Origin of the sequence: Micromonospora sp. CCTCC AA 2012012 (assembly GCF_040499845.1) — a bacterium.
Taxonomy (GTDB): Bacteria; Actinomycetota; Actinomycetes; order Mycobacteriales; family Micromonosporaceae; genus Micromonospora; species Micromonospora mangrovi.
Genome location: NZ_CP159342.1, coordinates 4,939,456 through 4,964,867, shown reverse-complemented (window position 1 = coordinate 4,964,867; position 25,412 = coordinate 4,939,456). Strand labels below are relative to the sequence as shown.

Below are 25,412 nucleotides of genomic sequence, written 5' to 3'. Positions count from 1 at the left end.
AGATCGACCCCCGCTGACGGACGTCACGAGGGACGTGAATAGTGTGATTTTCGCCAAGTAGCACGGGCAGGGGAAGGACGAGCAGGAGAAAAGATGTCGCTCTCGCCTTACGCACCGATCATCGGGCTGTTCGCCCTCGCCGCGGGGTTCTCGCTGTTCTCCGTGGCCGCCGCCCGCTTCGCCGGTCCCCGGCGCTTCAACAAGGCCAAGCTCGAGGCGTACGAGTGCGGCATCGAGCCGAGCCCGCAGCCCGTGGGCGGCGGCCGGTTCCCGGTCAAGTTCTACCTGACGGCGATGCTCTTCATCGTCTTCGACATCGAGATCATCTTCCTCTACCCCTGGGCCGTCTCCTTCGACGCCCTGCCGATCTTCGGCTTCGTGGAGATGGTCATGTTCATCGTCGCGGTCTTCGTCGCATACGCCTACGTCTGGCGGCGCGGCGGCCTGGACTGGGACTGAGGGAGGTACGTCAGATGGGCATCGAGGAGAAGCTCCCGGCCGGCGTCCTGCTCACCTCCGTGGAGAAGCTGGTCAACTGGTCGCGGAAGTCGTCCGTCTGGGGCGCCACCTTCGGCCTGGCCTGCTGTGCCATCGAGATGATGGCCGCCGGTGGTCCGCACTACGACATGGGCCGCTGGGGCATGGAGGTGTTCCGGGCCTCGCCGCGACAGGCGGACCTGATGATCGTGGCCGGCCGGGTGAGCCAGAAGATGGCCCCGGTCCTGCGCCAGATCTACGACCAGATGGCCGAGCCCCGCTGGGTCATCTCGATGGGGGTCTGCGCCAGCAGCGGCGGCATGTTCAACAACTACGCCATCGTGCAGGGCGTCGACCACGTCGTGCCGGTGGACATGTACCTTCCCGGCTGCCCGCCCCGGCCCGAGATGCTCATCGACGCGGTGCTCAAGCTCCGCGAGAAGATCATGTACGAGCCGCTGGGCCCGAACGGCCGCAAGATGCTGGAGGCCCGCAAGGAGCGCGGTGACGTGCCCGTCGTGCCCTACGGCTCGATGCCGTCGTCGTACCGCAACGACAAGGCCCGGCGTGCCGAGTGGACGAAGGCCGTCCGCGAGGGGCGCGAGGAGCAGCTGCGGATCGAGAACTGGATGAAGGCCCAGAACCACCTCCACACCCAGCAGGGACCGAAATGACCGCGCCCAACGACAGGCAGAACGACGGCGGGGTGCCGGTACCGGTGACCCCGGCCGGTGCCAGCAGCGCCGCCCCCGCGGAGTACCCGCCGTCCAGCCCGGCTGGCCGGGGCATGTTCGGCAACCAGGGCAGCGGCGACGTCTCCGGCTTCGGCGGCCTGGTCCGCCAGCGCACCCCGATCGAGGAGGCCCCCCGGCCGTACGGGAGCTACTTCGACGAGGTCCGGGACGCGCTGGAGGAGGCGTACCCGGCCTTCGGCGACGCGATCGAGAAGGTCGTGGTCGACCGGGGCGAGCTGACCCTGCACGTGCGTCCGGAGCGGATCGCCGAGGTCTGCCAGGTGATGCGGGACGACCTGGCGCTCCGCTTCGAGCTCTGCTCCTCGGTGTCCGGCGTGGACTACCTGGGCGCGGACGGCCGCCGGCTGCACGTGGTCTACCAGCTCACCTCGATGACCTACCGGCGTCGGGTCCGGCTGGAGGCCGCGGTCTCCACCGAGGACCCGCACCTGCCGAGCGTCACCGCCGTCTACCCGACCGCCGACTGGCAGGAGCGGGAGGCGTACGACATGTTCGGCGTCGTCTTCGACGGCCACCCCAACCTGACCCGGATCCTGATGCCGGACGACTGGGAGGGGCACCCGCAGCGCAAGGACTACCCGCTCGGCGGCATCCCCGTCGAGTACAAGGGTGCGGAGATTCCCCCGCCGGACCGCCGGAGGTCTTACCAGTGACCACCTCGAACTACGCGACCGAGCGCGAGACGACCGAGGGCAAGGTCTTCACCGTCACCGGTGGGGACTGGGACCAGGTCGTCTCCGGCACGGACCCGATCAACGACGAGCGGATCGTCGTCAACATGGGTCCGCAGCACCCGTCCACGCACGGCGTGCTCCGGCTGATCCTGGAGCTGGAGGGCGAGACGGTCCGGGAGGCCCGCTCCGTCGTCGGCTACCTGCACACCGGCATCGAGAAGAACCTCGAATACCGCAACTGGGTCCAGGGCTCGACCTTCGTGACCCGGATGGACTACCTCTCCCCGCTGTTCAACGAGACGGCGTACGCGCTCGCGGTGGAGAAGCTGCTCGGCATCACCGACGAGGTGACCGAGCGGGCCACCACCATCCGGGTGCTGATGATGGAGCTGAACCGGATCTCGTCGCACCTGGTCTGGCTGGCCACCACCGGCATGGAGCTCGGTGCGATCAACATGATGTTGTACGGCTTCCGCGAGCGGGAGTACATCCTCGACATCTTCGAGACCATCACCGGCCTGCGGATGAACCACGCGTACGTCCGGCCGGGCGGGGTGGCGCAGGACGTGCCGGAGGACGCGATCCGCAAGATCCGCGACTTCCTGGCGCTGATGCCGAAGAAGCTCAAGGAGTACGAGAACCTCCTCTCCGGACAGCCGATCTGGACCGAGCGGACCAAGAACGTGGCGGTGCTCGACGTGACCGCCTGCGTCTCGCTCGGGGTGACCGGCCCGGTGCTGCGTTCCGCCGGGCTCGGCTGGGACCTGCGCAAGACCATGCCGTACTGCGGTTACGAGACGTACGAGTTCGACGTGCCGACGCACACCGACGGCGACGTCTGGGGCCGTTACCTGGTCCGGCTGGCCGAGATCCGGGAGTCGCTGAAGCTGGTCGAGCAGGCCCTCGACCGGTTGAAGCCGGGCCCGGTGATGGTCGCCGACCGCAAGATCGCCTGGCCGGCGCAGCTCGCCATCGGCGTCGACGGCATGGGCAACTCGCTGGAGCACGTCGCCAAGATCATGGGTCAGTCGATGGAGTCGCTGATCCACCACTTCAAGCTCGTCACCGAGGGCTTCCGGGTCCCCCCAGGCCAGGTGTACGTGGCCGTCGAGTCGCCCCGCGGCGAGCTGGGCGTGCACGCGGTCTCCGACGGTGGCACCCGCCCCTACCGGGTGCACTACCGGGAGCCGAGCTTCGTCAACCTCCAGGCCCTGCCGGCGATGGCCGAGGGCGGCCTGATCGCCGACGTGATCGCCGGTGGCGCCTCGCTGGACCCCGTGATGGGTGGATGTGACCGATGACTTTCAGTGACACGACTCGGGAGCGGGCGCGGGAGATCGTCGCCCGGTACCCGGCGGACCGGTCCCGCTCGGCGCTGCTGCCGCTGCTGCACCTGGTCCAGTCCGAGGAGGGCTACGTCTCCCCGGCCGGCGTCGAGTTCTGTGCCGAGGTGCTCGGCCTGAACAAGGCCCAGGTCGGCGCGGTGGCGACCTTCTACACCATGTACAAGCGCAAGCCGACCGGCGACTACCTGGTCAGCGTCTGCACCAACACGATGTGCAACGTGCTGGGCGGGCAGGAGGTCTACGACACCCTCGCCGAGCACCTCGGCGTCGGGCACGACGAGACCACCGGCGACGGGAAGATCACCCTGGAGCACGCCGAGTGCCTGGCGGCGTGCGACTACGGCCCGGTGATGACCGTCAACTACGACTTCTTCGACGGCGTCGACCCGCAGGCCGCGGTCGGCGTGGTCGACGAGCTGCGGGCCGGTGGCCGGCCGATGCCGACCCGGGGCGCCCGGCTCTGCACGCTCAAGGAGATGGCCGTGCAGCTCGCCGGCTTCGCCGACGAGCGCGAGGGCGCGGTCGCCGACGGCGGGCCGGGCGAGCCGACCCTGCGGGGCCTGCGGTTGGCGGAGCAGTACGGCATCTCCGTACCCGGCTTCGACCCGAACACTCCGATCCGGAGCAAGGCGGAGGCGGACAAGGCCGCCGCCGAGGCGAAGGCGAAGGCGGAAGCCGCCAAGCCGGCCGCACCGGCCGCCGAACCGGCGAAGCCGGCGCAGCCGACCGGCAGCACCGCGCCGGACGTGAAGGCACCGGACGACAAGTCGCCGCAGGTGCGTACCGCCGAGACCCGGCAGCCGACCGCGGCGACCGCCGCGCCGGACGCCCCCGGCACCAAGGTCCCGACGGACACCACCGCGCCGGCACCGCGCGACGCGCAGGAGGCGCAGGCCGCCGGCGCGGCGGCCAACGCGCCGGCCGGCGACGGCAAGCCCGCCGGTGACGTGGCCGGTGCGCAGGAGCGCAACCTCAAGGAAGCGGCGACGGGCGCCAACGGCGCGAGCCCGACGGTCGCGAGCGAAACGGGGGGCCAGAAGTGACCACTCCTCGGCCGGAGACGCTGGCCAAGCTGACGCCGGTGCTGACCAAGCGCTGGCTGTCGCCGGACGCCTGGCGGATCGGCACCTACGAGCGGTTGGACGGCTACGCCGCCCTGCGCAAGGCGCTCAAGGCCCACCCGGACGACCTGATCCAGCTGATCAAGGACTCCGGGCTGCGCGGCCGCGGTGGCGCGGGCTTCCCGACCGGCCTGAAGTGGGGCTTCATCCCGCAGGGCGACGGCAAGCCGCACTACCTGGTGGTCAACGCCGACGAGGGCGAGCCGGGCACCTGCAAGGACCTGCCGCTGATGACGCACGACCCGCACTCGCTGGTCGAGGGCGTGATCATCGCGTCGTACGCGATCCGGGCCAACCGCGCCTACATCTACATCCGGGGCGAGGCGGTGCACGCCGCGCGGCGGCTGCGCAACGCGGTGGCCGAGGCGCAGGCCAAGGGCTACCTCGGCCGGAACATCATGGGCACCGGCTTCGACCTGGAGCTGGTGGTCCACTCCGGCGCCGGGGCGTACATCTGCGGTGAGGAGACCGCGCTGCTGGACTCGCTGGAGGGCTTCCGGGGTCAGCCCCGGCTCCGCCCGCCGTTCCCGGCGACCCACGGCCTGTACGCCAGCCCGACCGTGGTGAACAACGTCGGCACCATCGCCAGCGTGCCGTACATCGTGCTGGGAGGCGCCGACTGGTGGAAGACCATGGGCACCGAGAAGTCCTCCGGGCCGATGATCTATTCGCTCTCCGGGCGGATCGCCAACCCGGGCCAGTTCGAGTGCTCGATGGGCGTCACCCTGCGCGAGCTGATCGAGCTGGCCGGCGGGATGCAGCCCGGGCACGAGCTGCGGTTCTGGACGCCGGGCGGCTCGTCGACGCCGCTGCTCACCGCCGAGCACCTGGACGTGCCGCTGGACTTCGAGGGGGTGGCGGCGGCCGGCTCGATCCTGGGCACCACGGCCACCCAGATCTTCTCCGACCAGGACTGCCCGGTCTACGCGACCTACCGGTGGCTGGAGTTCTATCACCACGAGTCGTGCGGCAAGTGCACCCCGTGCCGCGAGGGCAACTACTGGATGGTCCGGGTCTACCGGCGGATCCTCGCCGGCCAGGGCACCCACGAGGACCTGGACACTCTGCTCGACACCTGCGACAACATCCTCGGCCGCGCGTTCTGCGGTCTGGGTGACGGTGCGACCAGCTCGGTGACCTCGTCGCTGAAGTACTTCAAGCAGGACTACCTCGACTACATCGAGGGACGTACCGCGCCGAAGCTGTCGGACAAGTCTCTGGTGGGAGCCCACTAATGACCGACGTCGCCAAGCAGACCGAGACCGTCACCCTCACCATCGACGGCGTCGAGGTCACCGCCCCCAAGGGCGCCCTGCTGATCCGGGTCGCCGAGCAGATCGGCACCGAGATCCCGCGGTTCTGCGACCACCCGCTGCTGGCCCCGGCCGGCGCCTGCCGGCAGTGCCTGGTGGAGGTGGAGGGCCAGCGCAAGCCGGTCGCCTCCTGCACCCAGACCGTCGCCGACGGCATGGTGGTCCGCACCCAGCTCACCTCTGGCGTCGCCAAGAAGGCGCAGGAGGGGATCATGGAGCTGCTGCTGGTGAACCACCCCCTCGACTGCCCGATGTGCGACAAGGGCGGCGAGTGCCCGCTGCAGAACCAGGCCATGTCCACCGGCCGGACGGACTCCCGCTTCCACGAGCACAAGCGGGAGTACGAGAAGCCGATGGAGATCAGCACCCAGGTGCTGCTCGACCGCGAGCGCTGCGTGCTCTGCCAGCGCTGCACCCGGTTCTCCGAGGAGATCGCCGGTGACAAGTTCATCGACCTGATGGGCCGGTCGTCCGCCGAGGAGATCAACATCTACCGGGACGACGCGTACGGCGCGGAGTCCGGGGACGACAGCGGTGACGTGCCGTTCAACTCGTACTTCTCCGGGAACACGGTGCAGATCTGCCCGGTGGGCGCGCTGACCGGCGCGCAGTACCGGTTCCGGGCCCGCCCGTTCGACCTGGTCTCCACCCCGAGCGTCTGCGAGCACTGCTCGGCCGGCTGCGCCCAGCGCACCGACTGGCGGCGGGGCAAGGTGCTGCGCCGGCTGGCCGGCGACGACCCGCAGGTCAACGAGGAGTGGAACTGCGACAAGGGCCGGTGGGGCTTCCAGTACACCCGCGCCTTCGACCGGCTCACCACCCCGCTGGTCCGCGACGAGCGGACCGGTGAGCTGCGCGAGGCGTCCTGGAGCGAGGCGCTGACCCGCGCCGCCGAGGGGCTGCGCGCGGCCCGCGACGGCGGGCAGGGCACGGCGGTGCTCACCGGCGGCCGGCTGACCGTCGAGGACGCCTACGCGTACGCGAAGTTCGCCCGGGTCGCGTTGAACACCAACGACATCGACTTCCGGGCCCGGCCGGTCTCCCGCGAGGAGGCCGACTTCCTGGCCAGCAGCGTCGCCGGGGTCACCGACGTCACCTACACGGACGTGGAGAACGCGCCCGCGGTGGTGCTGGTCGGCCTGGAGCCGGAGGAGGAGTGCCCGATCCTCTTCCTGCGGCTGCGCAAGGCGTACCTGAAGAAGAAGCTCACGGTGTACGCGATCGCGCCGTTCGCCACGCGCGGCCTGGAGAAGCTCGGGGCCAAGCTGGCCCGGGTGGTGCCGGGCGAGGAGGCCAGCGTGCTCGCCGAGCACGCCACGGTCGCCGAGGCGCTGAGCCAGCCGGGCGCGATCCTGCTCGTGGGCGAGCGGCTGGGCGCCGTGCCGGGCGGGCTCTCCGCCGCCGCGGACGTCGCCCGGCGTACGGGTGCCAAGCTGGCCTGGGTGCCGCGGCGTGCCGGTGACCGCGGTGCGGTCGACGCGGGCTGCCTGCCCAACCTGCTCCCCGGTGGCCGCCTGGTCACCGAGCCGGGTGCCCGGGCCGAGCTCGGCGAGGCGTGGGACATCGCCGCCGGGGTGATCCCGAGCCAGGCCGGCCGGGACACCGACGGCATCCTCGCCGCCGCCGCCGGTGGCCGGCTCGGCGCCCTGGTGGTGGCCGGGGTGGACCCGGCCGACCTGGCCGACCCGCGGCTGGCCGAGGAGGCCCTCGACGCGGTGCCGTTCCTGGTCAGCCTGGAACTGCGCAACAGCGCGGTGGCCCGCCGGGCGGACGTGGTCCTCCCGGTCGCCCCGGTCGCCGAGAAGGCCGGCAGCTTCCTGGACTGGGAGGGGCGGTTGCGTCCCTTCGAGGCGGTGCTGGAGACGACCGCGATGACCGACGGCCGGGTGCTGGACGCGCTCGCCGCCCAGCTCGACGTGCGACTCGGCACCGGTGACGTGATGAGCGTCCGCCGGGAGCTGGGCGCGCTGCCGCCGACCCGGGCCGACCGGCCGTCCGCCCCGTCGGTGGAGCCGGCGGCGGTGCCGCACCCCGGCGCCGGGGAGGCCGTGCTGGCCACCTGGCACCAGTTGATCGACCTGGGCAGCCTGACCGACGGCGACGAGCACCTCGCCGGCACCGCCCGTCCGCCGGTGGTCCGGCTGGGCAAGGGCACCGCCGAGGCGCTCGGCGTGGCCGACGGTGAGCCGGTGACGGTGGGCACCGACCGCGGTGCGGTCACCCTGCCGGCGGCGATCACCGAGATGCCGGACGGCGTCGTCTGGCTGCCGACCAACTCTCCCGGTTCGACCGTGCGGCGCAGCCTCGGCGCGACGTCCGGCACGGTCGTACGGATCTCCGTTCCCGCCCCCGCCTCGGCCGTTCCGGCCAGCCGGGTCGCGGCGGACGAGGCCGGCCGCCCGGGTCCGCTCCTCAATTCTGGGGGTGTTCAGTGAGTGCGAGGAGTGAACGAGCGCAGCGAGTGAGCCCCGCAGTCGCGAACGAAAGGTGCGCACAGTGAGTCCGGTGCTCCTCGCCGCGCAGGATCCGACGCTGGCCGATTTCGGCAAGGACCCGTGGTGGCTGGTCCTCGGCAAGATCGTCTTTGCCTTCGCGTTCGGCCTGCTCGCCACGCTGCTCGGCGTCTGGTTCGAGCGCCGGGTCGTCGGCTTCATGGCCGTCCGGCCCGGCCCCAACCAGGTCGGCCCGTTCGGCCTGCTGCAGACGCTCGCCGACGGTCTGAAGATGGCCTTCAAGGAGGACATCCTCCCGCGCGCCGCCGACAAGGTCGTCTACTTCTTCGCGCCGACCATCTCGGTGATCTGCGCGGTGACGGCGCTCTCGGTGGTGCCGTTCGGCCCGAAGGTGAGCATCTTCGGCCACTGGACGCCGCTCCAGGTCACCGACGTGCCGGTGGCGGTGCTGGTGCTGCTGGCCTGCTCCTCGATGGGCATCTACGGCATCGTGCTCGGCGGCTGGGCCTCCGGCTCGACCTACCCGCTGCTCGGCGGGCTGCGCTCCAGCGCCCAGATGATCTCGTACGAGGTCGCGATGGGGCTGAGCATCGTGGCGGTCTTCATGACCGCCGGCACGATGTCCACCAGCGGGATCGTCGCCGCCCAGGGGGACGCCACCCGGATCACCCTCTTCGGCACCCAGATCCCCGCCCCGGGCTGGTACGCGATCCTGCTGCTGCCCAGCTTCATCATCTTCTTCATCGCCACCGTCGGTGAGACCAACCGGGCACCGTTCGACCTGCCGGAGGCGGAGTCGGAGCTGGTCGCGGGCTTCATGACGGAATACAGCTCGCTCAAGTTCGCGCTCTTCATGCTCTCCGAGTACGTCTCGATGGTGACCATGTCCGCGGTCACCACGACGCTCTTCCTCGGTGGCTGGCGGGCACCCTGGCCGATCACCCTCTGGTCGGGCGCCAACTCGGGTTGGTGGCCGATGCTGTGGTTCTTCGGCAAGGTGCTGATCCTGGTCTTCGTCTTCGTCTGGCTGCGGGGCACCCTGCCCCGGCTCCGCTACGACCAGTTCATGCGCTTCGGCTGGAAGGTCCTGCTGCCGATCAACCTGGTCTGGATCCTCGTCCTGTCGGGTCTGCGCTCGATCGAGGACTGGCAGGCCCGGGACCGGCTGCTCGCCACCGCGGTCGGCGCGGGCGTGCTGCTGCTGGCCACGCTCTTCTGGCCGAGCCGCAAGAAGGAGCCGAAGCCGACGCCGCAGGAGCAGGCCAACAGCCGGCCGCACGGCAGCTTCCCGCTGCCCCCGATGGATCTTCAGGTACCACCGAGCCCGCGCACCAAGCGCGTGGTCGCCGAGCGGGAGCCGGCCAACATCGCCGCCGGCTCGGACTCCAGGGAGGTGTGACGTGGGCGCGATCACCGGAACGTTCAAGGGCTTCGGGGTCACCTTCTCGCACATGTTCAGGAAGGTCGTCACCACCGACTACCCGTTCAAGCCGCCGGTCTCGGCGCCGCGCTACCACGGGCGGCACATCCTGAACCGGCACCCGGACGGGCTGGAGAAGTGCATCGGCTGCGAGCTGTGCGCCTGGGCCTGCCCGGCGGACGCGATCTATGTCGAGGGTGGCGACAACACCGAGGAGCAGCGCTTCTCCCCGGGTGAGCGGTACGCCAGCGTCTACCAGATCAACTACGCCCGCTGCATCTTCTGCGGGCTCTGCATCGAGGCCTGCCCGACCCGTTCGCTCACCATGAGCAACGAGTACGAGCTGGCCCGGGACAACCGGCAGGACCTGATCTTCACCAAGGAGCAGCTGCTCGCGCCGCTGCTCGAAGGCATGGAGCAGCCGCCGCACCCGATGCGTCTGGGCGACAGCGAGAAGGACTACTACATCGGCTCGCTGACCAACCCGGGCACCTCGGCCGGCGCCGAGCACTCGGCCAACAACCCCGGCCGTTACCAGGTCGAGGAGCACCCCGGGGTGACCTTCCCGGGCGCCGAGCAGCAGGCCCAGCGGGCGGCGGCGGGCAAGGGAGAAGGCGCATGACCACGTCCACGGTGCTCGCCGAGGCGGCCCAGGTCTCCGGCGGCGAGGCGGTGACCTTCTGGATCCTGGCCCCGCTCGCGCTGATCGGCGCGATCGGCATGGTCTGGGCCCGCAACGCGGTGCACTCGGCGCTCTGGCTGGTGCTGACCATGCTCTGCCTGGGCGTCTTCTACGTCCTCCAGGCGGGCCCGTTCATCGGCATGGTGCAGATCATCGTCTACACCGGCGCGATCATGATGCTCTTCCTCTTCGTGCTGATGCTGGTCGGTCGGGACGCCTCGGACTCGCTGATCGAGACGCTGCGCGGCCAGCGGATCGCGGCGGTGGTGCTCGGGCTCGGCTTCGCCGGCCTGGTCGGCAGCGGCCTCTACCGGGCGCTGCACGGCGTCCGGGCCGTGGGGCTGGAGCAGGCCAACGCCGAGGGGAACGTCCAGGGCATCGCCCGGCTGCTCTTCACCAAGTACGTCTTCGCCTTCGAGCTGACCTCCGCGCTGCTGATCACGGCGGCCGTGGGCGCGATGGTGCTGGCGCACGTGGAGCGGCGCAAGGAGGACAAGATGGACCAGGTCGCCACCATGAAGGCCCGGTTCCGCCCCGGCAACTACCCCGGTCCGAAGCCCGGCCCGGGCGTCTTCGCCACCTCCTCCTCCGTGGCCACCCCGGCCCGCCTGCCCGACGGCCGGCTGACCGACCGCAGCACGCCGGACATCCTGCCGGTCCGTGAGCTGACCGCCGAGGAGACCTCGTTGAAGGGGACCGAGAACAAGTGACCCCCGACTACTACCTGATCCTCGCCGCGGTGCTGTTCACCATCGGCGCCGTCGGCGTGCTGATCCGGCGGAACGCGATCGTGCTCTTCATGTGCGTCGAGCTGATGCTCAACGCGGCCAACCTGACGCTGGTCACCTTCAGCCGGATCAACGGTGACCTCAACGGCCAGATCATGGCGTTCTTCGTGATGGTGGTGGCCGCGGCCGAGGTCGTGGTCGGGCTCGCGATCATCATGTCGATCTTCCGGACTCGGCGCTCCGCGAGCGTCGACGACGCCAACCTGCTGAAGTACTGAGGGGTCCACCGGTGGAAGAGTCTGTGGAATTCGCCCAGGCCAGCGGCCTGCTGGGCAGCGTCTGGCTGCTGGTGGCGATCCCGCTGGTCAGCGCGGCGATCCTGCTGCTGCTCGGCCGGCGGGCCGACCGCTGGGGGCACTGGTTGGGGGTGGCCGCCATCGGCGCCGCCTTCGTGCTCGGCCTGACCTACTTCTTCCAGCTGCGTGGCCTGGAGAACAAGTCGGTCGAGCAGAGCCTCTGGCAGTTCATCTCGGTCGGTGACTTCAAGGTGGACTTCGGCCTGCTCTTCGACCCGCTGGCCGCGGTCTTCGTCCTGCTGATCACCGGGGTGGGCTTCCTGATCCACCTCTACGCGGTGGAGTACATGGCGCACGACGAGGGCCGGCGGCGGTTCTTCGCGTACTTCAACCTCTTCGTCGCCGCGATGCTGCTGCTGGTGCTCGGCAACAACTACGTGATGCTCTACTTCGGCTGGGAGGGCGTCGGTCTGGCGTCGTACCTGCTGATCTCCTTCTGGTACGGGCGGCCCAGCGCGGCCACCGCCGGCAAGAAGGCGTTCCTGATGAACCGGGTCGGCGACGCCGGCCTGGCCATCGGCATCTTCGTCATGTTCGCCACCCTCGGCACCACCCAGTACGACGAGGTGTTCAACGGGATCGGCTCGGTCGGCGCGACCACGGTGCTGGTGCTCGGCCTGCTGCTGCTGCTCGGCGCGACCGGCAAGTCCGGCCAGTTCCCGCTCCAGGCGTGGCTGCCGGACGCGATGGAGGGCCCGACCCCGGTGTCGGCGCTCATCCACGCGGCCACCATGGTCACCGCGGGCGTCTACCTGATCGCCCGCTCCAACCCGATCTTCACGGCCAACGCGACGCTCCAGCTCGTGGTGGTCAGCGTCGGCGCGATCACCCTGCTGATGGGCTGCCTCATCGGCGCCGCCAAGGATGACATCAAGCGGGTGCTGGCCTGGTCGACGGTCAGCCAGATCGGCTACATGTTCCTCGGCGTCGGCCTCGGCGGCGCGGCGTACGCGCTGGCCATCGTGCACCTGCTGGCGCACGGCTTCTTCAAGGCCAACATGTTCCTCGGCGCCGGCTCGGTCATGCACGGCATGAACGACCAGGTGGACATCCGCCGCTTCGGCAACCTCTCGAAGTACATGAAGGTCACCTGGCTGACCTTCATGATGGGCTGGCTCGCCATCATCGGCATGTTCCCGTTCTCCGGCTTCTTCTCCAAGGAGCCGATCATCGTGGCCGCGTTCGAGCGGGAGGGCTGGACCGCCTGGCTCTTCGGCGGTGCGGCGTTGGTCGGCGCCGGGCTGACCGCGTTCTACATGACCCGGCTCTTCGTGCTCACCTTCCACGGGCCGAAGCGGTGGACCGAGGACATCGAGCACCCGCACGAGTCGCCGAAGCTGATGACCATCCCGCTGATCCTGCTGGCGATCGGCTCCGTCGGCGCCGGTTTCCTGCTCGCCACCTCGGTCCCGGACTGGCTCCAGGCCACCGCCGGGCTGGGCGGCCAGGAGGAGGGGCACGAGGCGGTCCTCGCGCACTGGCTGATCACCACGCTCTCGCTGCTGGTCACCGTGCTCGGCGCCGGGCTGGCCTGGTTCCTGTTCCGCAACGGCACGGCCACCGAGCCGCAGCCGGCGGGCGTACTGGTCACCGCCGCCCGCCGCAACCTCTACACCGACGCCGTCAACGAGGCGGTCTTCGAGAAGCCGGGCGTCTTCCTCACCCGGGCGCTGGTCTTCCTCGACAACCGGGGCGTCGACGGGCTGGTCAACGGCCTCGCCGCCGCGGTGGGCGGTGGCTCGGGCCGGCTCCGGCGGCTGCAGACCGGTTTCGTGCGGTCGTACGCGACCTCGATCCTGACCGGCGCGCTGCTCGTGGTGGCGGCGTTCCTGGCGGTGCAGGCGGGGTGGCTGGCGTGATCGACCTCTTCCCGGCCGCCCCCGCCGGCGGACCACGCAGTCACGACGGAGGTAAGGCCGAATAATGTCCAACTTCCCGTTCCTCTCGGTGCTGACCGTGGCACCGCTGGTCGGCGCGCTGGTGGTGGCCCTGCTGCCCCGCCGGTCGCCGGACCTGGCCAAGCTGGTGGCGTTCGGCTGGTCGCTGCTGGTGCTGGTGCTCTCGGTGATCATGTGGATCACGTTCCAGGCCAACGGTGACCGGTTCCAGTTCCGCGAGTCGTACGCCTGGATCCCGAACTGGGGCGTGAACTTCACCTTCGCGGCCGACGGCATCGCGCTGGTCATGCTGATGCTGATCGCGATCCTGGTGCCGCTGGTGATCCTGGCCTCCTGGCACGACGCCGAGTCGTCGAAGCGTTCGGTGCCGGCCTACTTCGCGCTGCTGCTCGTCCTCGAGTGCACGATGATCGGCGTCTTCGCCGCCGCCGACGTCTTCCTGTTCTATGTGTTCTTCGAGGTCATGCTGGTGCCGATGTACTTCCTGATCGGCAGCTACGGCGGCCACCAGCGGCAGTACGCGGCGGTGAAGTTCTTCCTCTACTCGCTGGTCGGCGGTCTGTTCATGCTGGCCGCGGTGATCGGCCTCTGGGTGGTCGGCGGGAAGACCTTCGACTGGCAGGCGCTGAGCCAGGCGGACATCTCCACCGGCACCGCCCGCTGGCTCTTCCTCGGCTTCTTCCTCGCCTTCGCGATCAAGGCGCCGTTCTTCCCGTTCCACACCTGGCTGCCGGACGCCGGTGGCGCGGCCCCGGCGGGCGCGGCGGCGCTGCTGGTCGGCGTCCTCGACAAGGTCGGCACCTTCGGCATCCTGCGCTACTGCCTGCCGCTCTTCCCGGAGGCGTCCCGGTGGTTCGCGCCGTGGGCGCTCGCGCTGGGCCTGATCGGCATCATCTACGCGGCGCTGCTGGCGGTCGGCCAGAACGACCTGAAGCGGCTGGTGTCGTACACCTCGATCGCGCACTTCGGTTTCATCGGGGTCGGCATCTTCGCCTTCACCACCCAGGCCGGCACCGGCGCGGTGCTCTACATGCTCAACCACGGGCTCGCCACCGGCCTGCTCTTCCTGGTGGTGGGCATGCTGATCGCGCGGCGCGGCTCGTCGCTGATCAGCGACTTCGGCGGCGCGGGCAGGCTCGTCCCGCTGCTGGCCGGGGTGCTCTTCTTCGCCGGTCTGGCCTCGTTGGCGCTGCCCGGCACCGCGCCGTTCGTCTCCGAGTTCCTGGTGCTGATCGGCACGTTCACCACCAACAAGCCGGTCGCGGTGATCGCCACGCTCGGCATCATCCTGGCCGCCGCGTACGTGCTCTGGATGATCCAGCGCACCACCCAGGGCACGCTGAACCCGGCGCTCACCGAGGTCCAGGGCATGCGCCGGGACCTCAGCCTGCGCGAGAAGATCGTGGTCGCCCCGCTGATCGCGCTGATCGTGCTGCTCGGCTTCTATCCCAAGCCGGTCACGGATGTCATCAACCCCGCCGTGAAGGCGACCATGCAGGACGTCGGTCGCACCGACCCGGCGCCCACGGTCGGCAGCGTCCAGGAGGCCGCGAAGTGAGTGAACTGAAGCTGCCGTCGATCGACTACGCGGCGCTCGCTCCGATCCTGATCATGTTGGGCGCCGCCCTGGTGGGCGTGCTCGTCGAGGCGTTCGTGCCGCGACGCCTGCGCAACACCGTGCAGCTGCTGCTCGCCCTGGCGGCGGTGCTCGGCGCCCTCACCATGGTGATCCTCAACGCCGACGACCGGCTGCTCACCGCCGGCCAGGCGATCGCGGTGGACGGGCCGACGCTCTTCCTCCAGGGCGCGATCCTCATCCTCGCCGCGATGGCGCTGCTGCTGATGGGGGAGCGCGCGGTGGAGCGGGGCGGGGTCTTCGTGGCCCACGCCGCCGTCACCGCCGAGTCGGCCGACGACCGTCGGCAGGCCGAGGGGGCCGGCGGCACCACCGAGGTGTACCCGCTGACCACCTTCGCGATCGGCGGCATGCTGATCTTCGTGGCGGCGAACGACCTGCTGACCATGTTCATCGCGCTCGAGGTCTTCTCGCTGCCGCTCTACCTGCTCTGCGCGCTGGCCCGTCGCCGGCGGCTGCTGAGCCAGGAGGCGGCGATGAAGTACTTCCTGCTCGGCGCGTACTCGTCGGCGTTCTTCCTGTTCGGCGTGGCGCTGATCTACGGCTTCACCTCGGGCATCCCGGGTCGGCCGGCGGGCGTCGACTTCGCCACCGTGCACGCCGCGGTGGACGAGTCCCCGGCCAGCCAGGTGCTGCTCTTCGCCGGCATGGCGCTGCTCGCCATCGGGCTGCTCTTCAAGGCCGCCGCCGCGCCGTTCCACGTCTGGACGCCGGACGTCTACCAGGGTGCCCCGACCGCGGTCACCGGCTTCATGGCCTCCTGCACCAAGGTGGCCGCCTTCGGCGCCCTGCTGCGGGTCTTCCACGTGGCCTTCTCGGGGGCCGCCTGGGACTTCACCCCGGTGCTCGGCGTGGTGGCGGTGCTGACCATGCTGGTCGGCGCGGTGCTGGCGGTCACCCAGACCGACATCAAGCGGCTGCTGGCCTACTCGTCGATCGCGAACGCCGGCTACCTTCTGGTCGGCGTGCTGGCCCCCAGCAAGGACGGGCTCGCCGGCACGATGTTCTATCTGGTCGCGTACGGCTTCTCGGTGCTCGCCGCGTTCGCGGTGGTGACGCTGGTGCGGGACGCCGACGGGGAGGCCACCCACCTGTCCCGTTGGGCGGGTCTGGGCCGGCGGTCGCCGTTCTTCGCCGCGATCTTCACCTTCATCCTGCTGGCCTTCGCCGGTATCCCGCTGACCAGCGGCTTCACCAGCAAGTTCGCCGTCTTCGCCCCCGCGCTGGCCGCGCACCAGGCGTGGCTGGTGATCGCCGGTGTGCTGACCAGCATGGTGCTGGCCTTCCCCTACCTGCGGGTCGTGGTGATGATGTGGCTCTCCGAGCCGGGCGACGCCACCCCGACGGTCACCGTGCCGGGCGCGCTCACCTCGGCGGCCCTGGTGATCGGTGTGCTGGCCACCGTGGCCCTGGGCGTGGTGCCGGGGCCGCTGCTCGACCTGGCCAACGGTGCCGCCGAATTCGTGCGATGACCGAGGTCGTTCCACCGGGGGCCGGTACGCCGTGGCGTACCGGCCCCCGGTCCGTATCCCTCCGCCGGGCAGGTCGAACGGGTGTGGCATGGTTGGAGACGTGGTGATTCCGGCTGGCGAGCGTTCAGGTGCTTCCGGCTCCGGCGGCCGTCGGGGCACGGAGGGCACGGGTCAGTTCAGCACGCTCGGCCTTCATCTCGCCGACCCTCGTGTCGAGGCGTCGGTGCTGAGCCTGCTCGACTCCGTCGAGGGTGAGCTGCGGGCCAACGTGGCCAGCGCCGACCCGCTGGTGAGCGAGGCGGCCCGGCACCTGGTCGAGGCCGGCGGCAAGCGGTTCCGGCCGCTGCTGGTGGCGTTGGGGGCGCAGTTCGGTGATCCGACCTCCCCGGGGGTCGTACCGGCGGCGGTGGTGATGGAACTCACCCATCTGGCGACGCTGTACCACGACGACGTGATGGACGAGGCGGCCGTGCGTCGGGGTGCGCCGAGCGCCAACTCGCGCTGGACGAACTCGGTGGCCATCCTGGTCGGCGACTTCCTCTTCGCCCGCGCCGCCGACATCTCCGCCGACCTCGGCACCGAGGCGGTACGCCTCCAGGCGCGCACCTTCGCCCGGCTGGTGCACGGTCAGATCGCCGAGACGGTCGGCCCGCGCGGCGGCGAGGACCCGGTCGCGCACTATCTGCACGTGATCGCCGAGAAGACCGGTTCGCTGATCGCCACCTCGGCCCGCTTCGGCGGCCTGTTCAGTGGTGCCTCGCCGGAGCACATCGAGGCGCTGGCCGGCTACGGCGAGACGATCGGGGTGGCCTTCCAGCTCTCCGACGACCTGCTCGACATCGCCTCCGAGTCGACGCAGTCGGGCAAGACGCCCGGCACCGACCTGCGGGAGGGCGTACCGACCCTCCCGGTGCTCTACGCGCTCGCCTCCGACGACGCGGACGCCGCCGGCGTGCGGCTGCGGGAGATCCTCTCCACCGGCCCGCTGGTCGACGACGCCCTGCACGCCGAGGCGCTGGGCCTGCTGCGCGAGTCCCCGGCGCTCAAGCGCGCCCGCGAGACCGTCCGCAGCTACGCCGAGGACGCCCGCACCCGGCTCGCCCCGCTCCCGCAGGGCCCGTCCCGCCGCGCCCTCGAATCCCTCTGCGACTACATCGCCGACCGCACCAGCTGACCCTCCGCACCCATCCCCGCCCCGAGCACCCCTTCTTGTCGATCAAGAGGTTTGCGTCGACGCGGGCCCGTTCCCTGACGCAAACCTCTTGATCAACGCGCCGTGCGGCGGGATCGCGCCGGTCGCGCCGTGCGGCGGGATCGCGCCGAGGGAGGCGGGATCAGGGCCGGGCGGGGTGCGCCAGGAGGCGGCTGCCGGTGAGCATGAGGAGGGCGGCCACGAGCATGGCGGCGGCTGCGGTGATCCACATGGTGGGGTAGCCGAGGGTGTCGGCCAGGGCGCCCAAGGCGAGGGGGCCGAGGCAGCCGCCCGCGTACACGCCGGTCTGGGTGATCGAGGTGGCGGCGGCCGGAGCCTGCGGGTGGAGCCGGACCACCGCGAAGTTCATCAGCCCGGGCCAGGCCCAGCCGAGGCCGAAGCCGAGCACCACGCCGGCCACCAGCGGCACCGGGCCGGCCACCGCGAGCAGGGCCAGCCCGCCGGCCCCGACCACGAGCATGCCGGCGATCAGCGCCACGTGCCCGCTGTCCCGCCGGTCGGCGAGCCAGCCGGCACCGACCCGGGCCACCACGCAGACCGCGCTGCCCAGGGTGAGGGTGAGACCGGCCAGCGCCGGGGATAGGCCACGGGTCGCGGAGGAGTCCACCACGAAGGTGCCCAGCGCGTTCGCGGCGGCCGCCGCCAGGGTGGCGGCCAGCCCGACCACCACCAGGGCCGCCGTCGCGCGCCCGCCCCGCCGGCCGGTCGGCCGCCGCGCCCCCTCCCGCTCCTGCCGGGGTACGGCGGGCAGCGCGGCCAGCGCCGCCCCGGCGGCGGCGACGAACGCCCAGCGCCAGCCGGCGGTCAACGCGACCGTCGGGACCGCCACGCCGGCCAGCAGGGTAGAGATCGGGACGGCGGCCTGCTTCACCCCGAACGAGAGCCCCTGCCGGTGCGTTGGCACGTGCCGGGCCAGCGCCTCGTTGCTGGCGAGCTGACCGAGCGCGTTCGCGGCGGCGCCGAGCCCCAGCAGCCCGACCAGCACCGGGTACGACCGGGCCAGCCCCGCCACGGCCAGCAGCGAGCCGGCGGAGAGCAGGATGCCGGCCCGGGCCACCACCGCGCTGCCGTAGCGCTCCACGAGCGCGCCGGAGGGGACCGAGGCGAGGGCGCTGATCCCGAAGTAGACCGAGACGGCCAGGCCCAGCCCGGCGGGGGAGAAGCTCAGGTCGTGACCCATCTGCACGGCGAGCCCGCCGACCAGGAAGACGGGGAGCACGCAGGCGATGGTGGTGGCGATGGCACCCGCGCTGACCCGGCCGGTGCGCGGGGCGGCGGGCGGCGAGGGGCGTGTCGAGATCTCGGTCATCGTCAGAAAACCTACGCCGCACACGTTTTCGCAGCGCATCGTGTCTGTCGATGCACAGAGTGTGCCCGGTGATCTGGCATCCTCGATCCGAACAGGCATTTCGCACTCGGCCTGTTTTTCATATGGTGTAAGTCCCCGGCGGCGGAGGTGGTTGTGCGCGACCCCTTGGCGGAACCTTCGGACCTCATCCGAAGTGTCTCCCGCGCGCTTCGAGTGCTCGAGTCGGTCGGCCGCGCGCCGAAGGGCCTGACCGTCAAGCAGATCGCCCGCCGCTGCGAGCTGACCGTGGCCACCACCTACCACCTGGTGCGCACCCTGGCGTACGAGGGCTACGTGATCCGCCGGGAGGACGGCACCTACATCGTCGGGCTGGAGGTGGCCGACCGGTACCGGGAGCTGGTGACCGCCTTCCGGGGGCCGCCCGCCGTCGGTGAGTGCCTGCGCCGGGCCGCCGCCGACACCGGCTACAGCCACTACCTGGGCCGCTTCGTCGGCGGTCAGGTCGCCATCACCGGGGTCGCCGAGGGGCCGCGCTCGCCCTACCTGGAGGACCTCGTGCCGGGCTTCGACGAGGGGGCGCACGCCACCGCCCTCGGCAAGAGCCTGCTCGCCACCCTCACCTCCGAGCAGCGCTTCCGCTACCTGCGGGAATACGGCATGCGTCCGTTCACCGGCGCCACCCTCACCAGCACCGAGGCGTTCGAGGCCGACCTGGCCGCCGGGGACCGCCGCGGCATGCAGCTGGAGCTGGGGCAGTTCCGCCAGGGCGTGGCCTGCGCCGCCGTGCTGGTCACCCCGGACAAGGACATGGAGCGGCGGGTCGTGCTGGCCTGCGCGCTGCCGGCCAGCGAGATGATGACCTCCGCCCGGGTGGTCCGGGCCAAGCTGCTCACCGTGGCGCGCACCGTCGCCGACGGCATCGCCGCCGACGCCTGACGCTCCACCGCGTCGGCAGCACTCGCGCGTACGCGCTGAACCGATCGGGGTCACCGCACGTATTCACGGGCGAACGCACCGCCGGGCTCACCGTCCACGCGAGGAGACCGCCATCAGCGACCACGACGCCCAACTGCTGCGCGCGCTGCACGACGAGCATGCCGACGCGCTCTTCGCGCACGCCCTGCGCCTGGTCAACGGCGACCGTACGCGGGCCGAGGACCTGGTGCAGGAGACGCTGCTGCGGGCCTGGCGGCACCCGGAGTCGCTGGACCCGCGGCGCGGCTCGGTCCGGGCGTGGCTCTTCACCACCGCCCGGAACCTGGCGATCGACGCCTGGCGCCGCCGGTCCACCCGGGTCGGTGAGGTCTACACCGACGAGCTGCCCGAACCCCCCGAGACGGTCGACGAAGCGGAGCGCGCGGTGGAGGCGTGGACCGTTGCCGAGGCACTGAACCGGCTCAGCCCGACCCACCGGGAGGTGCTGGTCGAGTGCTTCTATCAGGGGCGGTCGGTGGCCGAGGCCGCCGCCCGGCTGGGCGTACCGCCGGGCACGGTCAAGTCGCGCACCCACTACGCGCTGCGCTCACTACGGTTGGTGCTGGCCGAGATGGGGGTGACCGGATGACCCGCTGCGAGTTCGCACACGACGACGGCGCGTACGTGCTGGGTGCCCTCGCCCCGGCCGACCGCGCCGCCTACGAGCGGCACCTGGCCGGCTGCCCGGCCTGCCGGGAGGCGGTGGCCGAGATCGCCGTCCTGCCCGGTCTGCTCGGCCGGCTCGACCCGGCCGGGCTGGAGCAGTTCCTGCCGTCCGCGTCGGAGACCTCCCGGATGCCCGCGCTGCTCGACGCCGCGCGGGAGCGCCGCCGCCGGGACCGCTCCCGGTCGCGCCGACGGTACGCGGTGACCACCCTCGCCGCGGCCGTGCTCGCCGTGCTGGTGGGCGTCGGGGTGACCCTGGTCCGGCCGGCCGCCCCGCCCCCGCCGAGCGTGCCGCTGGTGGCGATGCGCCCGGTCGACGAGGCCGTGCCGGTGCACGCCGAGCTGGGGCTGGCCGACACCGAGTGGGGCACCGAGGTGACCATGCGCTGCGGCTACGACCGGCGGGCCGGGCACCGCGAGGCGTACACCTTCCGGCTGGTGGCGCACGGCCCGGACGGCGCGACGGAGCAGGTCGGCTCCTGGCTGGCCGCCCCCGGCGACGACGTCCGCCTCACCGGCGCCACCCACTTCACCCGGGGCGAGCTGGTCCGCCTGGAACTGCTGCGCGGCGACGGCACCCCCGTCCTGGCCTACGACGTGCGCTGACCGCCGGCCTCCGCCGGCACCGGGGGTCGGGGCGCGCCGGCCGCCCGGGCCTCGGCGCGGCTCTGCCCGGCCTGGCGCAGTGCGTCGACGGTGAAGACGATCAGGGCGAGCCAGACCAGCGCGAACCCGGCGAGGCGGGCCGGCGGCATCGGCTCGTGGAAGATCAGCACTCCGCAGCCGAGCTGGAGGATCGGGGCGAGGTACTGCAGCATGCCGACCGCGGAGAGCGGCAGCCGGTTCGCCGCTCCGGCGAAGAGCAGCAGCGGGATGGCGGTGGCCGCGCCGGCCAGCACCAGCAGCGCGGTGTGCCCGGCCGACCCGTGCCCGAACGTCGAGTCGCCGCGGTGGACCAGCCAGCCGAGGTAGGCCAGCGCGGGGAGCGCCAGCACCGCCGACTCGACGAAGAGCCCCTCGGCGGCCGGCAGCCCGAGCCGCTTCTTCACCAGGCCGTACCCGGCGAAGCTGACCGCGAGGGTGAGCGCCAGCCAGGGCGGGCGACCGTAGTCGACGGTCAGCACCGCCACGGCGAGCGCGCCGACGCCGAGGGCCGCCCACTGCGCCGGGCGGAGCCGCTCGCGCAGCACGAAGACGCCGAGCAGCACCGAGACCAGCGGGTTGATGAAGTAGCCGAGGGCGGTCTCCACCACCCGGTCGGAGTTGACCCCGTAGATGTAGGTGCCCCAGTTGACCGCGATCAGCGCGGCGGCGACGACGATGCCGGCAAGCGTGCGGGGCCGGTGCAGCAGGGCCCGGAGGAAGCCGTAGTTGCGCAGCGCGGCGAGCAGCAGCGCCACGAAGGCCACCGACCAGACGACCCGGTGGGCGAGGATCTCCACCGGTCCGGCCGGGCGCAGCAGCTTGAAGTAGATCGGGAAGAAGCCCCAGAGCAGGTACGCGCCGAGCCCGTACAGGTAGCCGAGGCGGGTCTGGTTCACGCCTCCACCGTAAGGGGCGGATCGCCGGCCTGTTCCTTTCCGGTGACCCGGTTCACCCGGTGGTCCAGTTCCATGTAGCGGTCCGGCAGGATCGGCGTGAAGCCGATCTTCTCGTACACCCCGTGCGCGTCGGCGGTGGCCAGCACGATCCGGCGTACGCCGAACCCGGCGAGGTGGTCGCGGGCCGCGCCGGCCAGCCAGGTGCCCAGCCCCCGGCCCCGCTCGGCCCGGTCCACGTAGACGTCGCAGAGCCAGGCGAACGTCGCCCGGTCGGTCACCGCCCGGGCCACCGCCACCTGCCGGCCGTCACCGGGGCGGTAGACGCCGAAGCCGATCGAGCCGGCGAAGGCGCGCGCCACCGTCTCCCGGTCCCGCCCCAGCGCCCAGTACGCGTCGGTGGAGAGCCACCCGTGCACCAGGTCGAGGTCGAGGCGGTCGGGATCCGTGCTGAGCTGGTAGCCGTCGGGCCGGGTCAGGATGGACACCCCTGCGACGCTAGCCCCACCCCCGGGCACCCTCACCAGCCAATTCCCGCCCACTGGCCTGCGCCGGTGGACGGGAACCGGCGGCTGCCGGCGGCCTCAGTCGCGGTCGAGGACCGCGCCGAGGAGCCAGGTGACGATGCCGACGAAGAGCGCACCCAGCACCGCCGCCGGCCAGAAGCCGTCCACGTGGAACGGCAGCCCGGCCTGGTCGGCGATCCAGCTCGTGAGCAGGAAGAGCAGGCCGTTGACCACCAGCGCGATCAGACCGAGGGTCAGCAGGTAGAAGCCGCAGCCGACGGTCTTGATGATCGGCTGGAGCACCGCGTTGACCACGCCGAAGATCACCGCGACCAGCACCAGCGTGGTCACCGTTTCGGTCGCCGAGTCCGACTCCAGCGTGATGCCCGGGATGAGGAGCGTGGCCAGCCAGAAGGCCACCGCCGTGGAGCCCAGCCGGATCAGAAGACCCTTCAGAAAATCCATGGCCGGGATCGTGCCACGCTCGGGCCACCCGACGGAACCCGCTCAGCTCCGGACCGGGCGGCCCACGAGTTGCGACTCGATCGGCGTCGGGGAGAGCAGCGCCCAGCGCAGGGCGCGCCGGTTCACCACCGCCACCATGTCGTCCCGGATCCGGGTCAGCCACTCCGCCGAACCGCCCAGGCCGAGGGCGGCGCCGGCCAGCGCGGCCTCGGCCGCGTCCAACGGTTGCAGGATCGCCAGGTCGGCGCGGCCCAGCGCGTCCACGTCGGCCGGGGTCAGCTCGTCCCGGACCACCAGGGTGGACTGCCAGGCCGGCCCGGGTGCCGCCTCGGTCGGCGCCGGACCGGCGTCCAGGACCAGCAGCAGCGGCTGCAACGGGCCGCCGGGCACGCCACCCACCGGACGCCCGGGCGGGGTCACCGGGATCCCGCCGACCCCCCGGACGAAGCGTTCCCAGGCCCGGGGGCGGGTGGTCTGCACCACCGCCCGGGCACCGAGGGCCAGCGCGCGCAGCACGGTGAGCTGCGCGACGCGTACGCCGCCGACCACCATCACCCGGGTCTCCTCGGGGCGGAACAGCCGGACCGTGACCGCCCCGCCGTGCCGGTTCGCGCCCACCATCAGCCCTGCCTCGCCCAGCGGCAGCTCCAGCGCGTCCAACGCCTCCCCGCCGACCCGGGCACCGGGCCGGGCCACCGCCAGCGGCAGGGTGGCGGCCAGCCCGTCCAGCTGCTCGCCGTCGAGCCGCCGCAGCTCGCCGCCCGCGTCGGCGACCAGCCGCCGCGCCGACTGGGCGGCCATCGCCAGCTCCCCGGCGGTCCAGGCCGCCAGGCGTACGGTCAGCTCGGCCGGCACCGGACCGGGGCCGCCGTGCGGACCGAGCCCCAGCGAGACGGTGATCGCGGTGGCCGGCAGTGCGAGCAGCCGGGGCACCAGCCGCTGACCGGCCTCGGAGCGCGGGTCCGGCCAGCGGCGCAACCCGAAGCTCGTCTGCAGCAGCCCGCCGGTGCGCATCGTCTGCCACGACTCGCGGGTCGGCCCACCGGCGTCGTGGTGGGCCAGTTCCGCCAGTACGCGCAGCGCCGCCTGCTCGCCCAGCGGGCGGCCGGTCAGCGGGCCGAGTCGGCGGAGGACCCGCCGGACCGTGCCGGAGAGGGCGCGCCGCAGCTCCTCGTCCGACCAGCCGTCGAGCCGGAGCACCCGGACCGCGAGCACCGCCCACTCCCGCCCGGCGAGCCGCCCGTCGGTGAGCTGCCGGTACGACGTCCCCGCCGCGCCGGCCCCGACCGCCGGTACGGGCGCCGGTGAGCCGGAGAGCAGGAGCTGGAGCCGGACCGGTGGGCTCTCCGGCGTGGCCGGCGGGAGCAGCGCGAGCGGACCGGGCAGCATCCGCCGGCCGTCGCCGAGCAGGTCACCCGGGTCGCCGATCTCCAGCAGCGCGGTCATCCCGGTCGCGTCGTCCAGCACCGCGGCGGGACCGCCGGCCAGCTCGGCGGAGCGCACCTGCGCCCCCCGGTCGACCAGGTCGAGCAGAGCGGTCGGCCCGGCGGTCGGCGGCAGGGCCCGCCGCCGGGTCAGGTGCGCCAGCCCGACGACCGCCCACTCGAAGAGCCACCGTCCGCGCAGTCGGAGCCACGCACCGGGGAGCAGCACGAGGGCCAGCAGCAGCGCACCCGCGACCGCCGCGGGTCCGCGCCCGACGGCCGCCGCGAGCACCGCCACGGCGACCTGCGCGGCCACCACCTGACCGGTGCGGACACCGGCCCGTGACGTCCGTGTCCACTGTGGCGGCAGCGCCTGGCGGACGGCCGGCGTCGGCTGCGTGGTCGTGGTGGCCGTCACCGCACCTCCTCCGCCACCGCTCGTCGGGTGACGGTGACGTGGCTCATCGTAAGGGGTCCACCCGGGGCCGGTTGTCCACAGGGGAGACCCGGGGGGTAGCACATCAGGAACGGGACCGCTACCGTCAGCGACGAGTTCGCCGCGCGCCGCCGTCCCCCGGCCCCACCCTCCGGCATCGCGCGGCCGTCCACGGTGGCCGCCACACGGCCAGCCACGACCGAGGAGACGAGGTGACGTCCGGGTGTCCCAGACCCAGGCAGAAGCCGCGGTGATGCAGCAGACCGCCGCGAAGTTCGACCAGGTGGACCAGTCGTTGCAGACCATGCTGAGCGGCCTGATGGCCGAGCTGGAGGTGCTGCAACAGGCCTGGCGGGGTGCCGGTGGGCGCTCCTTCGAGCAGGTGAAGCAGCAGTGGGCGCAGGACCAGGCGGCGCTCCAGCGGGCCCTGCGCGAGACCGCCGCCGCGATCCGCACCGCCGGCCAGCAGTACGACGTCTCGGACACCGAGGCCGCCAGCCGCGTCGCCGGCACCAACCGCGGCATCCAGTTGCCGCTCTGATCACAGGG

The 25,412-nt window shown here is 71.9% G+C and carries 24 protein-coding genes; 19 read left to right on the top strand and 5 right to left on the bottom strand.

Going from position 1 to position 25,412, the window contains the following annotated elements; genetic code table 11:
- Positions 1 to 93: 93 nt before the first annotated feature.
- The 15 genes from ABUL08_RS22080 (at position 94) to ABUL08_RS22010 (ending at position 17,505) form a co-directional block, all read left to right on the top strand.
- On the top strand, positions 94 to 459 hold the full coding sequence (locus ABUL08_RS22080) for an NADH-quinone oxidoreductase subunit A (protein WP_130330841.1): 366 nt from the start codon (positions 94 to 96) through the stop codon (positions 457 to 459).
- Between the two features lie 14 nt (positions 460 to 473).
- On the top strand, positions 474 to 1,151 hold the full coding sequence (locus ABUL08_RS22075; protein WP_350931869.1) for a NuoB/complex I 20 kDa subunit family protein: 678 nt from the start codon (positions 474 to 476) through the stop codon (positions 1,149 to 1,151).
- Positions 1,148 to 1,885 (top strand): NADH-quinone oxidoreductase subunit C, encoded by a 738-nt coding sequence (locus ABUL08_RS22070; RefSeq protein ID WP_350931868.1) that lies wholly within the window; start codon positions 1,148 to 1,150, stop codon positions 1,883 to 1,885. The genes ABUL08_RS22075 and ABUL08_RS22070 overlap by 4 nt, the downstream gene beginning before the upstream one ends.
- The gene (locus ABUL08_RS22065; protein ID WP_350931867.1) at positions 1,882 to 3,207 is read left to right on the top strand and encodes an NADH-quinone oxidoreductase subunit D; all 1,326 of its coding nucleotides are present in this window, start codon (positions 1,882 to 1,884) and stop codon (positions 3,205 to 3,207) included. Before ABUL08_RS22070 ends, ABUL08_RS22065 begins: the two co-directional genes overlap by 4 nt.
- Entirely contained in the window at positions 3,204 to 4,295 is a 1,092-nt protein-coding gene (nuoE, locus tag ABUL08_RS22060) for an NADH-quinone oxidoreductase subunit NuoE (RefSeq protein ID WP_350931866.1), read from the top strand. The genes ABUL08_RS22065 and nuoE overlap by 4 nt, the downstream gene beginning before the upstream one ends.
- On the top strand, positions 4,292 to 5,608 hold the full coding sequence (gene nuoF / locus ABUL08_RS22055) for an NADH-quinone oxidoreductase subunit NuoF (RefSeq protein WP_350931865.1): 1,317 nt from the start codon (positions 4,292 to 4,294) through the stop codon (positions 5,606 to 5,608). The genes nuoE and nuoF overlap by 4 nt, the downstream gene beginning before the upstream one ends.
- Complete coding sequence (locus ABUL08_RS22050; protein ID WP_350931864.1) at positions 5,608 to 8,121, top strand: NADH-quinone oxidoreductase subunit G; 2,514 nt, start codon at positions 5,608 to 5,610, stop codon at positions 8,119 to 8,121. The genes nuoF and ABUL08_RS22050 overlap by 1 nt, the downstream gene beginning before the upstream one ends.
- 61 nt (positions 8,122 to 8,182) lie before the next feature.
- Positions 8,183 to 9,538: an NADH-quinone oxidoreductase subunit NuoH gene (gene nuoH, locus ABUL08_RS22045; protein ID WP_377522444.1), complete on the top strand. Its 1,356-nt coding sequence runs from the start codon at positions 8,183 to 8,185 to the stop codon at positions 9,536 to 9,538.
- A gap of 1 nt (position 9,539) precedes the next feature.
- Complete coding sequence (nuoI, locus tag ABUL08_RS22040) at positions 9,540 to 10,181, top strand: NADH-quinone oxidoreductase subunit NuoI (protein ID WP_350931863.1); 642 nt, start codon at positions 9,540 to 9,542, stop codon at positions 10,179 to 10,181.
- Positions 10,178 to 10,951: an NADH-quinone oxidoreductase subunit J gene (locus ABUL08_RS22035; RefSeq protein WP_350931862.1), complete on the top strand. Its 774-nt coding sequence runs from the start codon at positions 10,178 to 10,180 to the stop codon at positions 10,949 to 10,951. Before nuoI ends, ABUL08_RS22035 begins: the two co-directional genes overlap by 4 nt.
- Positions 10,948 to 11,247 carry an NADH-quinone oxidoreductase subunit NuoK gene (gene nuoK / locus ABUL08_RS22030; protein ID WP_073834091.1) on the top strand — a complete coding sequence of 100 codons (300 nt, stop codon included), beginning with the start codon at positions 10,948 to 10,950 and terminating at the stop codon, positions 11,245 to 11,247. Before ABUL08_RS22035 ends, nuoK begins: the two co-directional genes overlap by 4 nt.
- An 11-nt stretch (positions 11,248 to 11,258) precedes the next feature.
- Positions 11,259 to 13,184, top strand: coding sequence for an NADH-quinone oxidoreductase subunit L (nuoL, locus tag ABUL08_RS22025; protein ID WP_350931861.1), 1,926 nt, complete (start codon positions 11,259 to 11,261; stop codon positions 13,182 to 13,184).
- A 64-nt stretch (positions 13,185 to 13,248) separates the two neighbouring features.
- On the top strand, positions 13,249 to 14,781 hold the full coding sequence (locus ABUL08_RS22020) for an NADH-quinone oxidoreductase subunit M (RefSeq protein WP_350931860.1): 1,533 nt from the start codon (positions 13,249 to 13,251) through the stop codon (positions 14,779 to 14,781).
- Positions 14,778 to 16,331 (top strand): NADH-quinone oxidoreductase subunit NuoN, encoded by a 1,554-nt coding sequence (gene nuoN, locus ABUL08_RS22015; protein WP_350931859.1) that lies wholly within the window; start codon positions 14,778 to 14,780, stop codon positions 16,329 to 16,331. Before ABUL08_RS22020 ends, nuoN begins: the two co-directional genes overlap by 4 nt.
- Before the next feature lie 88 nt (positions 16,332 to 16,419).
- A complete protein-coding gene (locus ABUL08_RS22010) occupies positions 16,420 to 17,505 on the top strand; it encodes a polyprenyl synthetase family protein (protein WP_350931858.1) in 1,086 nt (361 codons plus the stop codon).
- A gap of 160 nt (positions 17,506 to 17,665) precedes the next feature.
- On the opposite strand, the gene ABUL08_RS22005 is transcribed toward ABUL08_RS22010, so the two are convergent.
- The gene (locus ABUL08_RS22005; RefSeq protein WP_350931857.1) at positions 17,666 to 18,853 is read right to left on the bottom strand and encodes an MFS transporter; all 1,188 of its coding nucleotides are present in this window, start codon (positions 18,851 to 18,853) and stop codon (positions 17,666 to 17,668) included.
- A gap of 153 nt (positions 18,854 to 19,006) precedes the next feature.
- Between ABUL08_RS22005 and ABUL08_RS22000 the strand changes: the two genes are divergently transcribed.
- From ABUL08_RS22000 to ABUL08_RS21990, 3 genes are all read left to right on the top strand, one after another.
- Positions 19,007 to 19,789 carry an IclR family transcriptional regulator gene (locus ABUL08_RS22000; RefSeq protein ID WP_350931856.1) on the top strand — a complete coding sequence of 261 codons (783 nt, stop codon included), beginning with the start codon at positions 19,007 to 19,009 and terminating at the stop codon, positions 19,787 to 19,789.
- A gap of 112 nt (positions 19,790 to 19,901) precedes the next feature.
- Entirely contained in the window at positions 19,902 to 20,417 is a 516-nt protein-coding gene (locus ABUL08_RS21995) for a sigma-70 family RNA polymerase sigma factor (RefSeq protein ID WP_200208963.1), read from the top strand.
- Positions 20,414 to 21,100: an anti-sigma factor family protein gene (locus ABUL08_RS21990; RefSeq protein ID WP_350931855.1), complete on the top strand. Its 687-nt coding sequence runs from the start codon at positions 20,414 to 20,416 to the stop codon at positions 21,098 to 21,100. Before ABUL08_RS21995 ends, ABUL08_RS21990 begins: the two co-directional genes overlap by 4 nt.
- On the opposite strand, the gene rarD is transcribed toward ABUL08_RS21990, so the two are convergent.
- The 4 genes from rarD to eccE form a co-directional block, all read right to left on the bottom strand.
- Positions 21,085 to 22,035: an EamA family transporter RarD gene (rarD, locus tag ABUL08_RS21985; protein ID WP_350931854.1), complete on the bottom strand. Its 951-nt coding sequence runs from the start codon at positions 22,033 to 22,035 to the stop codon at positions 21,085 to 21,087. The two genes, ABUL08_RS21990 and rarD, sit on opposite strands and share 16 nt — an antisense overlap.
- Positions 22,032 to 22,520 (bottom strand): GNAT family N-acetyltransferase, encoded by a 489-nt coding sequence (locus ABUL08_RS21980; RefSeq protein ID WP_350931853.1) that lies wholly within the window; start codon positions 22,518 to 22,520, stop codon positions 22,032 to 22,034. The genes rarD and ABUL08_RS21980 overlap by 4 nt, the downstream gene beginning before the upstream one ends.
- Before the next feature lie 96 nt (positions 22,521 to 22,616).
- A complete protein-coding gene (locus ABUL08_RS21975; RefSeq protein ID WP_350931852.1) occupies positions 22,617 to 23,003 on the bottom strand; it encodes a phage holin family protein in 387 nt (128 codons plus the stop codon).
- Between the two features lie 42 nt (positions 23,004 to 23,045).
- Positions 23,046 to 24,845, bottom strand: a complete 1,800-nt coding sequence (eccE, locus tag ABUL08_RS21970) for a type VII secretion protein EccE (protein WP_377522441.1) — start codon at positions 24,843 to 24,845, stop codon at positions 23,046 to 23,048.
- 241 nt (positions 24,846 to 25,086) lie between these two features.
- On the opposite strand from eccE, the gene ABUL08_RS21965 reads away from it, so the two are divergent.
- Positions 25,087 to 25,404, top strand: a complete 318-nt coding sequence (locus ABUL08_RS21965) for a WXG100 family type VII secretion target (RefSeq protein WP_350931851.1) — start codon at positions 25,087 to 25,089, stop codon at positions 25,402 to 25,404.
- The last annotated feature ends 8 nt before the right edge of the window (positions 25,405 to 25,412 follow it).

What these genes read in the sequence shown, in the direction of transcription:
- ABUL08_RS22080 (WP_130330841.1), top strand. Translation starts at nt 94, where the DNA reads ATGTCGCTCTCGCCTTACGCACCGATCATCGGGCTGTTCGCCCTCGCC.
- ABUL08_RS22075 (WP_350931869.1), top strand. Translation starts at nt 474, where the DNA reads ATGGGCATCGAGGAGAAGCTCCCGGCCGGCGTCCTGCTCACCTCCGTG.
- ABUL08_RS21975 (WP_350931852.1), bottom strand. Translation starts at nt 23,003, where the DNA reads ATGGATTTTCTGAAGGGTCTTCTGATCCGGCTGGGCTCCACGGCGGTG.
- ABUL08_RS22035 (WP_350931862.1), top strand. Translation starts at nt 10,178, where the DNA reads ATGACCACGTCCACGGTGCTCGCCGAGGCGGCCCAGGTCTCCGGCGGC.
- ABUL08_RS22050 (WP_350931864.1), top strand. Translation starts at nt 5,608, where the DNA reads ATGACCGACGTCGCCAAGCAGACCGAGACCGTCACCCTCACCATCGAC.
- ABUL08_RS22010 (WP_350931858.1), top strand. Translation starts at nt 16,420, where the DNA reads ATGGTTGGAGACGTGGTGATTCCGGCTGGCGAGCGTTCAGGTGCTTCC.
- ABUL08_RS22070 (WP_350931868.1), top strand. Translation starts at nt 1,148, where the DNA reads ATGACCGCGCCCAACGACAGGCAGAACGACGGCGGGGTGCCGGTACCG.
- nuoE (WP_350931866.1), top strand. Translation starts at nt 3,204, where the DNA reads ATGACTTTCAGTGACACGACTCGGGAGCGGGCGCGGGAGATCGTCGCC.
- ABUL08_RS21990 (WP_350931855.1), top strand. Translation starts at nt 20,414, where the DNA reads ATGACCCGCTGCGAGTTCGCACACGACGACGGCGCGTACGTGCTGGGT.
- ABUL08_RS22005 (WP_350931857.1), bottom strand. Translation starts at nt 18,853, where the DNA reads ATGACCGAGATCTCGACACGCCCCTCGCCGCCCGCCGCCCCGCGCACC.
- ABUL08_RS22020 (WP_350931860.1), top strand. Translation starts at nt 13,249, where the DNA reads ATGTCCAACTTCCCGTTCCTCTCGGTGCTGACCGTGGCACCGCTGGTC.